Consider the following 12,543-nt stretch of genomic DNA (forward strand, 5'->3'; position numbering starts at 1 on the left):
CAGGATCGTATTCAACTTGCTCCTAGGTAATGCGGAGATGACGGGCTTATCGTTCAAGCCCGCGCGCAGCCTAGAAGATCAAGTTGCATTTCAGCAAATCGCCCTCTACTCAGAGTTGTTCGGCCATCCGGGTGATACCCGTCGGACATGCGCATTCGTGAGAAATCAAGTAGTCGGTGGCGTGCCGTGACGCAAGTGATCACTCTTTCGAGAGCTCCGTGGACCTATAGGGCGAGGAGGTGCCGGGAGAGCCACGGTGTCCTCTTCCCCCGACCTCGCGAGCGGGACGACCGGATCGGGCTCGTCGATCTCGGCGAGGAGCCCGTCGATTTTCTCGGCTTTCCGGTCCCTGCCCGTATCCCGGTAGAGCCCGGCGGCCTGTCGCCACACCCACCGCGCGTCCTCGCGATTCCCGCGATCGGCCAGTATCGAACCAAGCGCGACGTACGCCCGCGCCCTCCCGTTGACATGGTTCGCCCTTTCGGCCAGCTCAAGGGCGTGCTGCGCGTGACGGAGCGCGTCGCGGTCCTGGCGGCGGGCGTGCGCCAGTTCCGCCATCACGGTGTACAGCCGTGTCGCGACCGTCAGTCCGACCTGGTCGAGGAGTTCATGAGCGGGACGTTGGTGCGCGTCCGCGGCGTCCAGGTCCCCGAGTTTCGTGTAGGCGTCGACAAGCGCCGTGTGGGTGGCCACCGTGCCTGCCACGTCGTTGGCCTTCCGGCGCAGGTCGAGGGCGAGCTGATAGTGGGGCAGCGCTTGGTGGTGGAGGTCGAGTTCGACGAGCGCGTCGCCCAGCCGGCGGGCGGCCACGGCTTGCCGCTCCCGGTCGCCGAGGGATTCCGCGAGCCGCAGGCATTCCCGGAAACGGGTGACGGCCTCGGGGAGCCGCCCGGCGTACTGGTGACGGCGCGCGAGGTTCAGCGTCACCGACAATTCCCCCACCGCGATCCCGTGGCGCCGGGACAGTTCCAGCGCCCGGCCCAGATAACGGTCCGCGAGGTCGTACGCGCCGGTGATCAGGTGGATCTCGCCGAGGTCATTGCTGGAGGACGCTTCCGCGTGGATGTTCCCGTCCGCGGCGGCGGACGAGACCGCGGTGGTCATCGTGCTGATGCAGTCTTCGTACAGCCCATAGCGCTTCAGCGTGTCGATCAGGCAATGCGGTAGCCGCCAGGCGTAGCCGTGCAGGCCGTCCTCCGCCGCGCGGCGGACCATGGACACGAGATTCGAACGTTCGAGGAGAGTCCAGCGCAGCGCTTCGGACACGTCGTCGAAGCGGTGGGGAACGCAGCCCGGTTCGAGCGGTGGCATCGGCGGCCCCTGGCGATGCGGGGAAGCGGTCCGTTGCGCCGCGTCCGCACTGTGCAGGTAATAGGAGAACATGCGGTTCCTGGCGGGCACGAATTCGTGATCGTCCCTGACGAGGACCGCCGCGAACCGGTGCAGGAGGTCGTGGACGCGGTAGCGGTCGATGTCGGCGGGCTGGGAGACGAGATGCGCCGAAACGAGCGAATCCAGGGCTCGCTGGGTTTCCAGGCGGCCGGCGGCGACCATCGCGCTCAGCGCTTCGACGCTGATCTCCGCGCCGGGGTGGATGCCCAGCAGCCGGAAGACGCGGGCGCAGGCCGGAGGCAGTGCGCGATAAACCCAGGAAAACGCCGAATTGAGGCTGGCATCCGAGCTGTCGCCGTCATCGCCGATGTGCAGCAGGATGTCGGAATCCCGCAACTGGCCGACGAGGGTCGTCAAGGTGGCGCCTGCCCGGTTGGCGGCGCGTTCGGCGATGAGGCTGAGGGCGAGCGGAAGTCCTGCACCGATCTGCGCCAGTTGTGCCACGGCCTCCGGCTCCCGCGTCGTCCGCGCGCCGATGCGCCGGGCGAGGAATGCGGCGGAATCGTCCGGCGGCAAGGTGCCGAGGGTGAGGTTCCGGACGTCGTGGCGGACCGACAGCGCGGTGAGGCGGCGGCGTGAGGTGATGACGACGACGCAGTCGGCCAGCGCGGTGAGCAGCGGGCCGACGTGCGCGCTGTCGGCCGCGTTGTCGAGGACGATCAGCATCCGGCGTTCGGCGAGCAGTGCGCGGAGTTTCGTCTCACGTCCGGCGGTGCCGGTGATGGAGGTGATCTCGTACCCCAAGGCGCCGAGGAGGTCGTCGATGACCTGGGTGGTCTCCACCCGCGGCGCGGTGCCGTCGCCGTGGAGGTCGATGAAGAAGGTGCCCCAGGCATGCCGGGCGCTCGTGCGATGGGTCCATCTCAGCGCGGTGGCCGTCTTGCCGACCCCGGCCGCGCCGACGAGCGCGATCACCGCGGGATGGGGTGGTCCTTCGTGGGCTCCGGTGAGCCGGTCGAGCGACGCCAGGATCGCTTCGCGGCCCGTGAAGTCGGTGATGTCGCGGGGCAATCGGCGCAGCAGCAGCGGGACGTTCGGTTCTCGGCGGGGCGCCGTGAGCCCGGTGGCAGACGGCGCCGGATCGGCTTCGGCGAGGGAATCCTGGAAAAGACGGAGTTCTTCGGCGCCTCGGTCGTCGCCGTCGGCCAGTAGCTGGCGCCGAGCGGCGAAATAGTATTCGGTGGCGTCATTGTGCCGCCGGAGTTTGTGCAGGAGGGTCAGCCGGCGGCGGGCGAGACCGGTGATGAAACCGTGCTCGCGTTGGAGATCGTTGAGCCTGCGAAGCGCCGGATCGAACTTTTCGAGGCCGATGTACGCGTCGATCAGCAGGCCGTTGGCGGGTATCCATTCGTCGAAGATGACGGAATTCCGCCAGTTCTCCGCCCATTCCGTATGCACTTCGGCGAGCGGAATGTCGCGCCAGAGCGGAAGGGCGCCTTCGAGCAGTGAGCGTATTCGTTCGTGATCGTGTTCGCGGAACGCCTGGTGCGCGGAAGTGATCGATTCGGCGAGCCGGAAGTAGTCGATCGCCTTACGGTCGACAAGGAGTTGGTAACCGCCGCCGGTATTGTCGAGTCTCGCGTCCGTGCCGCTGTCCTGAAGGATCGCGCGCACCCGGTTGGCGTAGGTATGCAGTGTGGCAGCGGGATTTCGTGGTGTCCGGTCCTCCGGCCATGCCTGCCTGACGAGCGTATGGATGGGAATGTGCCGCCCCGCCTGAGCGAGCAGGACGGCGAGGACCGCGTGTTCTTGCGCTCTTCCCCATTGCACGGTCAAACGACCGTGCATCCGGACGATTGTCTTGCCGAGAAATCCGAACGAAATGTGCTGCTCCACGGCGCCTCCCCTCCCAAGGTGTCACCGAAGTGACCGCGCTCCCACGGTCGAGTTTCGCAGGTGGATCCGGATCTGGCCAGGTCAAGGCGCGTCTGACAGGTATCTGTCATCTCTCTGGCATCTCGTGAAAGGGCGGTGTTATTCCCGGAACAGGAGGCTGAACGATCGGGCCGCCACTCTTTTCCGCAGTGACGATGAATCACTGAAACGAGTGGAGGCGGGAATGGCGGGACGACTGCGGATTTCGTCGGCGGCGGGACGGGGGCGGCGATGACCGGGATCTCGTGGGAGCGTGTGCCGGGAAGCAGGACGGCGGAGCGATGGCTGACCAGGACGGGGTGCCGCCGGGTGCTCGCGGTGGTGCCGCATATGACGGCGGGTACCCGGTTGGCGGACGTACTGCCGCTCATGGAGGCGGACGCCCGGGTGCAGATCGCCTTCACCACACCCGACGGCCCGGACACGTGGCCAGGGGTCGACGAGTACCTGCGTCGCTCGGGAGGCCTCGTCCTGCCGTGGCACCAGGCATCGCGGATGCGCTTCGATCTGGCCCTCGCGTCCAGTCACGTGGGCATCGACGAGCTGGAGGCGCCGGTGCTGGTGCTCCCGCACGGCACCGGCGGGATCCGGTCGCGGGTCAGTCCGCACGGGACGGGGATCGCGGGACATCCCAGGGATCTGCTCGTCCGCGACGGCCGGGTGGTCCCGGAAACGATGGTGTTCGCCCACGAGGACGACGCCAGGCGAATGTGCCGGGCCTTTCCCGAGGCGGCTTCGCGGGTCGTCGTCGCCGGCGACGTCTGCTACGACCGGATCCGGGCGAGCATGCCGCTGCGGCTGAGGTATCGGGACTCGGCCGGAATCGAGGCGCACCGGAAACTGGTGGTGATCAGTTCGACCTGGTCCCCGCATTCCCTGTTCGGCGGGAACCTGGACCTGATCACCCGGCTGGCCTCGGTACTGCGAGGTCCGGAGTACCGGGTGATGGTAGCCCTGCACCCGTTGACGTGGTCGGCCCACGGGACGCGCCAGGTGCGCGCGTGGCTCGCCGAGGCGCTCGAAGCCGGGATCCGGCTCCTGCCGCCGGAGGAAGGCTGGCGGGCCGCGCTGGTGGCGTCGGACTGCGTGATCGGGGACCACGGCTCGGTGACGCAGTACGCGGCGGGGCTGGGGAAACCGGTTCTGCTCAATCCCGGCTCCGTACTCGACGTCCGGAAGGGGAGTCTCGCCGACCTGCTCTGGAAGTCCGCGTCCGTTCTCGACCCCGCGCGGTCCTTGCGAGGGCAGGTGGACGAACTCGTCGCCGGGGGTTCACCGCGTACGGCCATCGGGAAACGGATCACCTCGATGCCGGGGGAGGCGGCGGCGCGGCTGCGCGAGGAGATCTATCGGATCCTCGCGATGCCCGAGCCGGACCGCCCGGCCGAGGTCACGCCGGTGCCGCTGCTCACCAGAGAATGGCCGGAGAGTTGAGGGCGCGGGCGCGCGGCGCCGTCGTCGAGGTGCGGTGGACCGACGAACGCGGGCTGCCGGACCACGTGCTGGTCGCCTGGGCGGGCAAGACGCCCGAAGCCTGGCTGCGCCGCGCGGATCTGGTGATCTGCGCCGCCGCTCCGGACGCCGTCCTGAGCGCGTTGCCAGGGGCGCTGGCGGTCATCGCCGGGGATTTGATCCGGTTCCGGGATCACCGGTTCGTCCCTGGCCCGGCCGGGTCCGGGATCGACGGCTGGCCCCGCTATTCCGGCGGTGGCCCGGAAGAGCTTTCGGTGTCGTCCGCGATCGCCGCGATCCGCGCTTCCACCCGATGTGCCTTGAGATCCCTCGAACGACGGTAGATCTCCAGCGCCCGCTGGAGATGAGTGCGGGCCGCGTGGGTGTCGCCCTCGCGCAGCCCGCATTCCGCGAGGCTTTCGAGTGCTTCGGCGTAGTACGGATCGGCGCCGGAACGGTGCAACGTCGCCGCCGCTTCTTCCAGCAGCCGGGAGGCTTCGCCGACCTGCCCCAGGGTGAGGTGGGCGTTGCCGAGCCGTGTCTGTGCCCGTGCGTGGAGGACGACGTCGCCGATCGCCAATGCTTCGGCGGCGGAGCGCTCCAGGTGACCGATCGCCTCCTGCGTCCGCCCCAAAGCCGCGCTGGCTTCTCCTATCCGTCTCAGATGCAGCACCACACCGCGGTGCTGTCCCGCCCGCTCCGCGAGCCGCAGGGCACGGGTGAAGTACTCCAGCGCGCGCTGGTGGTCTCGGGTGCTTTGTGCGACGACGCCGAGGTGTTCCCACGCGGTCGCCTCACCGGCCGGGTCGTCGATCGTTCGAGAGGCTTCCAGGGAGGCCGCGAACTGTGTCCGCGCGTCTTCGAACTTCTCGGTGTTGAGATAGGCGTAGCCGAGCTGGATGTGCATACGCGCTTCCGCGGCGGGGTCCGCGCAGTGCCGCGCGGCGTCCACCGCCCATTTGTGTGTCTTCTCCCACTGGCGATAATGCTTGCGGTAGAGGAAGAAACCCCACAGACCCTCGCAGAACTGCCAGACTTCCTGCCACCAGCCCTCTTCGACGGCGGTGTGCATGGTCGCGACGACGTTCGCGAGTTCCTGTTCCACCCAGTCCAAGGCGCCCCGGGAATCGGAGAACCGTGATGGCTCCGCGTGTTCGTGGCGCGGGCTGAGCCGATGGCGGTGCGGGATGATGGCGAGATCGGCTTCGGCGACGTGGTCGAGATACCAGTTCAGCATTCGCCGCAGCGCCTCGGATCGGGTCGACTGATCCTCTGTCTTGGCCGCCTTCTGACGTGCGTGCACCCGTGTCAGATCGTGGAACTGGAACCGGTCGGGCCCGATGTCGGTCAGCAGACTCGAAACGACCAGGGAGTCCAGCGCGTCCTCGGTCTCGGTCGCGGGCCGGTCGATCGCGGCCGCGGCGAGACCGAGATCGAACTCGCGGCCGGGGTGGAGACCGAGCAGGCGGTAGACCCGCGCCGTCTCCGCGTCCAATTCGTCGAACGAAAGGTCGAAACTCGCCTGCACGACCGCTTCGTCGGCGATTCTGAGGCCCGACAGACGGCGTTTTTCGTCGGAAAGCACGCCCACCAGCCGGGAAATCGGCCATTGGGGCCGGGTCGAGAGCCGAGCGGCCGCCACGCACAGGGCGATCGGCATACCACCGCAGAGCGAGACCAACTCCCTGGCCCGTTCGGGTTCCGTCGTGACACGTTGCGTGCCGACGGTTCTTTCCAGCAGCCGCAAACCCGCGTCTTCGTCGAGCGGCGAGACGACGAGCGCCCGCGCGCCGTCCATGGCCAGCGCGCCGAGCCGCCATCGGCTGGTCACGACGACGACACTGTCCGGCGACGCGGGCAGCAGCGGCCGGACCTGCGCGGCGGAATCCGCGTCGTCGGCGAGGACGGCGAACCTCTTCCCGGCGGTGACCGACCGGTACATGGCCGCCTGCTCCGCCATCTCGGCGGGCACCTGCTCCGCGGGCACGCCGAGCGCGCGGAGAAAACCACCGAGCACGTCGTCGGGAGTCGTCGGCCCGTCGGCGCTGAAGGCCCCCAGATTCACGTAGAGCTGGCCATCGGGAAAACGGTCGACGTGCTTCGTGATCCAGCGTGACGCGAGCGCCGTCTTCCCCATTCCGCCGGATCCGGTGATCACCGCCAGCGCCGGCCCTTGCCGCTGGTCGTCGTCGAGCAACCGGGTCAGCGCGGTCAGTTCCCGTTCCCGGTCGGTGAACGACGAGGACACCGGAAGCAATTGACGCGGAACGACCGGCTTGACCCCCTGCTGGAGGAAGATGTCGCCGTGAACGGCGCCGACCTGTACCGCGGTTCCGGAGACGTCTCCGGTTATCCTGTTCTCGCGTCTGTCACCTGAGTCCATTCCGAGCAGCACCCCCTGCACCGAGTCTGGTCACACGAGGCCCGCCGCGGTACCGCTTTCACAGCTAAGCCGCATGTGATGTCCACTACTGGATCGGCGCGAATCGGGTTTTTGTCGAGCTATCAACCGGGTACAAATCACGGCGGGTATTGCACTCCGTGCCAAGGGCTACCCGAACGGTGTAGGTAATCGCCTGGTGCGGCACGGATCGGCGCTGCGAGGGCGTGCTCCCTGACTTACGCTCGAACGAGCCGAAGACGGGAGCCGGGAATGACCACGATGCCAGGACGACTCCGCGCGCCGCTGGCGCTCCTTCCGTTCCTGGTCGCGGTCGCGGTGGTCGCGCTCGTCGGAGGCCTTGCCGCGTCCGGTGCCCGGTCTGTCTACAGTGGACTGGACTTGCCGCCGTTCGCGCCGCCCGCCTGGCTGTTCGGTCCGGTGTGGACGGTCCTGTACCTCGGGATCGCGGTGGCGGGCTGGCTGTACTGGAAATCCGGCGGCGACCGCCGGGGGCTTGTCTGGTACGCGGCACAATTGGTCCTCAACGCCGCTTGGACGCCGTTGTTCTTCGCCGCCGGCGCGTACGGCCTCGCACTGGCCGACATCCTCGTGCTCGACGTCGCCATCGTCGTCACCGCGCTGTACTTCCGCCGCTCTTCCCGGGTCGCCGCCGCGTTGCTGCTGCCGTACCTCGCCTGGACGCTGTACGCGACCGCGCTCACCGTCGCGATCGTCGTGCTCAACTGACGCCGATCGGCAGGGTGGCGGCCACCCCTTTGGCGTGCCTGCCGTCGAGCCGGTCCAGTGCCACCCCGCCCCGGCGTGCGGCGAGTTCCAGGTCCCGCACCGCGTGTTCCACCGGATGGGCACCCGCGGCGGCGATCCGGATCGACGCGCTGACCCGGGGTTCGGAATCGGCGGCACCGCGACGGGCGGTCACGGCGAGTGTCACCGCGGTGCCGGGCGCGGCGGCGAGCAGACGGCGCGTCAGATCCGCCGCGAGCGCCGGTGAAAGCGTGTCCCAGCCGTCGAGGTGGAAGGTCGCCTGGCAGATCGGGCCGCTGTGCCAGAACCGCCAGTCCTCCCGGATCCGCGCCCGGCCCGCCGTGACGTGCGCCAGCGACGCGAGCGCGCCGAGGACCTCGTTTTCGGCGAGCGCCCGCACCGGGAGCCCGTCGCGCCGCAGCTGCCGCCGTACGCGCCGGATCGTGTTCCCGAGTGCCTGCCGCACGTCGGCGTCCCGGTGGACGTCGACGGTGCGCAGCGCCTGCAGCGCGACCCAGCCGCGCGGCGGCCGTGAGCGGTCCGCGCCGACGTGGTGGATGACCTGCGCGGCGACGTCCAAGGCCTGTTCCCGCGACGGCGGCAGCAAGGTCAGCGGTGACGGCATCGGCTGTTCACGGGCGGCCGACTTCGGTTGCAGCACAGCGGTGATCCCGTCGGCGCGGCTGACCATGAACACCGTCTCGTCGCCGATCTCGCCGGTGATCCCGGTCGCTTCCGGCGACAACAGGCGCAGCAGCGCCCGGCCGGCCTCGCCCGCGTGCCGGAGATCCCGGTCGCGGTCGCGCGTCAGGTAACCCGACGCCGAACCGAGCCAGGAGTAGAGCCAGCGTCCGCGAATCCGCACGGCGGTCAGCGCGAGGACCACCACGGCGACGGTGAGCACCGCGGCCACCAGCGGCCAGGGCCGCCCGGCCACCAGGACGAGCGCGACGAGGACGAGTTGCCAGCAGACGATCTGCGCCATCCCGATCCCGCCGAACCGGCGGGGCCGGCGTCCGGTGACGGGCACCGGCGGATTCGGCCGCGGCGGACCGTGCGCCGGAGCGGGAACGGGCACCGCCGCGGACCAACGCGGCTGCTGCTCCGCCTGGCGAGCGGCGGTGAGCGCGGCCAGCGCCGCCTCACGTGCGGCCGCCCGCGCGGCAGGCGCCGCGTAGGCGAGCGAGTCGGGAATGGCCACTGCCCGCGGTACGGCAGGCCCCGCCTGGGGAAGCGGCGGAGGCGGCGCCTGGTACCGCCCGCCCGTCCTGGCCGCGCCGAGATCGGTCATCGTCGTGCCTCCTCAGAGTCCGTTGGTGAACCCGCGTCCGCGATCGACGTCGGCAGGGCGCGGCCTGGTCTTCCACGCCGCGGTGGCAGTCGAGGCGCCCTGCCACCGCGATAGCGGGGCCTGCGGCCGGGCGGGTTCACGCGTCTGGTGTCTTTCGACCCCATCTCAGCTCCGCCGACCGGCACTCAAGCCGTGTCCGCCTCAGCCTCCCGGGCGAACATGAGGTTTCGATGACAAGCGGCCGCGAGCCCGAGACAGGCTGTTTCATCGAAATTTCATGGTCGCTCTCTAGCTTGATCGCGTGAACACCGATGAGCGCGGCACGAAGCGGTTCAGCGTGGTGGCCAGAACGAGGATGGCCGTGGCGCTGGTGGTCGCGGGCTGCCTGGCGCTGGTCGGCCTTGCCGTCACCGGACAGGCGTCGACCCCGGAACGGCTGGAGTTCGTCCAGGTCGGCCACTGGGTCTACAACGACGCCGCCCAGTCCGCGTTCCACGTCGACGGCTCGACGAACCGGGTCGACGCGCGCGCGGACGTGCCCGGCGCCGCGAACGGCAGCCAGGTCGTGCAGGGCGACGATTCCGGTTACGTGGTCGAGCGGAACCGCATCACGCAGTTCGACAAGGCGACGCTGAGCGTCGAGGAGTCCACGCCGCCGCCCGCGCCGGAAACCCCGTTCGTGATGGAGATCGCGGGCGGTCCGTACCTGGTCTACCGCAACGCCGGCCAGATCGTGCGGCTCGGTGACCCGGCCGCGACGGTGCCCGCAGGGGGGCCACTGTCCCGGCCGGTCGCGATGAACGACGGCACGGTGTGGGCGCATCGCGTCGACAACGGCTCGATCTGCGAGCTGCCCAAGGGCGCCGCCGTCATGACCTGCCCCGCGCGGCTCCCGCCAGGGCACGGCGGCGGGCTGACCCTGGTCGGCGACCGGCCGGTCGTGCTCGACACCACCGGCGACAGCCTCCACCGCGTCGGCCTCGACGGCCTCGGCGAAGCCCTTCCCCTCGGCATCAAGCTCTCGCCGTCGGCGCAGGTCGCCAACAGCGCCGTCGGCGACCGGCTGGCCATCGCCGACCCGGAGCGCAACCAGCTGCACCTCATCGACATCAGCGGACTCGACCAGGACCGCCCCTCCGCGAAGCCGATTTCGGTCGAGCTGACCAAGGGCAGCCGGTTCAACGGCCCGCTCTCCTCGTCGAACGTCGTCGCCATGGTCGACGAGACCCGAGGCGAGGTGCTGACCTACGACGTCGCCGGCAAGCTCAAGTCCACCGCGAAGGTGCCGGGCCAGGGACCGGCACCGAGGCTCGCCAAGGGCGAGGACAACCGGATCTACGTCGACAGTTCCGACGGCTCGCACGTGCTGGTCGTCAACGGCGACGACGGCTCGGTGGTCGACGTCGACGTCGACAAGGCGGCCAACAGCCAGACCGCGGGCGCGCCGTCGGCCGAACCGGAACCGTCCGGCGACCAGCCCCCGCCGCAGCAGGAACAACGGCAGCAGGCACCTCCGAACACCCAGCAGGCACCCCCGCCGGTGGCGAAGGCGACTGCGCCCGGGGCGCCGAGGAAGGTGAGCGCGTCGTCCGGGGACGGCTCGATCAAGGTCTCGTGGAGCCCGGCCGCGGACAACGGCGCGCGGATCACCGGCTACCGGCTGACCTGGACCGGAGGGTCCACACGAGTCGGCGGATCGTCACGAGGGACCACGATTTCCGGGCTGCGCAATGGAACCCCATACGTGATCACCGTGGTCGCGGAGAACTCGGCGGGGATCGGGCCGGGCGTCAGCGCCAAGGTGGTCATCCCGGGGCCCGCGAACCGGCCCGCCGGGGCGCCGGTCATCACCGCGAACGCCACCGCGGCCGGGAAGGTGTCGGTCAGCTGGACCCAGCCCGACCTGCGCGGCGGCACACTGGTGCACTACCTGGTGAGCGTGACGGGCAAGGGCGAGCGCACGGTCACGGCGAGGTCCGCGGAATTCACCGGCGTCACCGGCGCCGCGACCGTCACGGTCCGCGCGGTCACGAAGTTCGGTTCCGGAGCCAACCTCACCGGGGCCACCGGCAGCAGGAAGGTCACGGTGCCGGTCGTCTCGGGACCGCCGACGATCACGATCACCCAGGTGCGGGGCCAGGGCAACACTCTGTACGTCTCCGTCAACGCGAACGGAAAGGGTGCTCCGGCGACCTGCACGGCGGAGTTCTTCGCCGAGACGAAGCCTGCTGCCTGTTCCGGAGCGACGACCTTGACCATCCCCAGCGTCGCCTGGGTCGGCTCCATCACGATCACCGCGACCATCAAGACGTCCGCGGGCACCGCCACGGACACCTGGCGGGGAGTGCCGACGGTGTCCGGTGGCGCACTGTTCTGGCTCGGCCCGCTGGCACTGGTCGGCTTGCGCCGACGAAAGGAAAAGGAAGTTCTGTGACGCTCACACCCAGGGTCGCCTTCGAGCAGATCGCCGAGAACGTGCAATCGGTGGTGCGCGGCAAACCGGAGGTCGTCCGGCTCACCGTGGCGGCGCTGTTCGCCGAAGGGCACCTGCTGATGGAGGACGTGCCCGGCGTCGGGAAGACGACGATCGCGCGCTGCCTCGCCGCCAGCATCGGCGGCCGGTGGAACCGCATCCAGTTCACCCCGGACCTGCTCCCCGGCGACATCACCGGCGTGATGGTCTACCACCAGAACAACGAGCGCTTCCAGTTCCACCCCGGCGGGATCTTCGCCAACGTGGTGCTGGCGGACGAGATCAACCGGGGTACGCCGAAGACGCAGGCCGCGCTGCTGGAGGTGATGGCCGAACGCCGCGTCACCGTGGATTCGGTCGGCCAGGCGGTGCCGCGGCCGTTCCTCGTGGTGGCCACGCAGAACCCGATCGAACTCGAGGGCACCTACCGGCTGCCCGAAGCGCAGCTGGACCGGTTCCTCATGCGCATTTCGGTCGGCTACCCGGATCTGGAATCCGAGATGCGCGTGGTGATGGGGGACTGCGCGGGCGTGACACCGGACGAACTGAAGCCGGTGCTGACCATCGCCGACGTCCAGTCCGTCATCGACGAGGTCCGGAAGTCCCATCTGGCACCGGAGATCGTCAACTACGCGGTGCGCCTCGCCGCGGCGAGCCGTTCGCATCCGGACGTCCGCTACGGCGCCAGCCCGCGTGGCAGCATCGCGCTGATCCGGGCCGCACAGGGGCTCGCCGCCACCTTCGGCCGCGACTTCGTCACCCCGGACGACGTCAAGGACGTCGCGCATCCGGTGCTCGACCACCGGCTCGTGCTGAGCCCCGACGCGGAACTCAACCAGCGCCGGACCGCCGACATCGTCGACGAACTCCTGGGTGCGACGGCCGCTCCCATGGCCGCGATGGGGAGGTAGG

At 69.6% G+C, this 12,543-nt stretch carries 8 protein-coding genes; 5 read left to right on the top strand and 3 right to left on the bottom strand.

Annotation, left to right across the window (positions count from 1 at the left end):
• Positions 1-165 precede the first annotated feature (165 nt).
• Complete coding sequence (locus tag DMH03_RS14690) at positions 166-3,228, bottom strand: tetratricopeptide repeat protein (protein ID WP_125792516.1); 3,063 nt, start codon at positions 3,226-3,228, stop codon at positions 166-168.
• 270 nt (positions 3,229-3,498) lie between these two features.
• Between DMH03_RS14690 and DMH03_RS14695 the strand changes: the two genes are divergently transcribed.
• Positions 3,499-4,701: a hypothetical protein gene (locus DMH03_RS14695; RefSeq protein ID WP_125792517.1), complete on the top strand. Its 1,203-nt coding sequence runs from the start codon at positions 3,499-3,501 to the stop codon at positions 4,699-4,701.
• A complete protein-coding gene (locus DMH03_RS14700) occupies positions 4,686-5,063 on the top strand; it encodes a hypothetical protein (protein WP_125792518.1) in 378 nt (125 codons plus the stop codon). The genes DMH03_RS14695 and DMH03_RS14700 overlap by 16 nt, the downstream gene beginning before the upstream one ends.
• Here the strand turns inward: DMH03_RS14700 and DMH03_RS14705 are convergent.
• Complete coding sequence (locus DMH03_RS14705) at positions 4,964-7,102, bottom strand: tetratricopeptide repeat protein (RefSeq protein WP_233611511.1); 2,139 nt, start codon at positions 7,100-7,102, stop codon at positions 4,964-4,966. The two genes, DMH03_RS14700 and DMH03_RS14705, sit on opposite strands and share 100 nt — an antisense overlap.
• A 270-nt stretch (positions 7,103-7,372) precedes the next feature.
• On the opposite strand from DMH03_RS14705, the gene DMH03_RS14710 reads away from it, so the two are divergent.
• Positions 7,373-7,849, top strand: coding sequence for a TspO/MBR family protein (locus DMH03_RS14710; protein WP_125792519.1), 477 nt, complete (start codon positions 7,373-7,375; stop codon positions 7,847-7,849).
• Here the strand turns inward: DMH03_RS14710 and DMH03_RS14715 are convergent.
• The gene (locus DMH03_RS14715) at positions 7,842-9,158 is read right to left on the bottom strand and encodes a type VII secretion protein EccE (protein ID WP_199748871.1); all 1,317 of its coding nucleotides are present in this window, start codon (positions 9,156-9,158) and stop codon (positions 7,842-7,844) included. The two genes, DMH03_RS14710 and DMH03_RS14715, sit on opposite strands and share 8 nt — an antisense overlap.
• Positions 9,159-9,459: 301 nt before the next feature.
• On the opposite strand from DMH03_RS14715, the gene DMH03_RS14720 reads away from it, so the two are divergent.
• Together DMH03_RS14720 and DMH03_RS14725 are read left to right on the top strand one after the other, a co-directional pair.
• Positions 9,460-11,592: a fibronectin type III domain-containing protein gene (locus DMH03_RS14720; protein ID WP_125792520.1), complete on the top strand. Its 2,133-nt coding sequence runs from the start codon at positions 9,460-9,462 to the stop codon at positions 11,590-11,592.
• Positions 11,589-12,542: a MoxR family ATPase gene (locus DMH03_RS14725; protein ID WP_125786723.1), complete on the top strand. Its 954-nt coding sequence runs from the start codon at positions 11,589-11,591 to the stop codon at positions 12,540-12,542. Before DMH03_RS14720 ends, DMH03_RS14725 begins: the two co-directional genes overlap by 4 nt.
• Position 12,543: the final 1 nt, after the last annotated feature.

Origin of the sequence: Amycolatopsis sp. WAC 01376 (assembly GCF_003947415.1) — a bacterium.
GTDB lineage: Bacteria > Actinomycetota > Actinomycetes > Mycobacteriales > Pseudonocardiaceae > Amycolatopsis.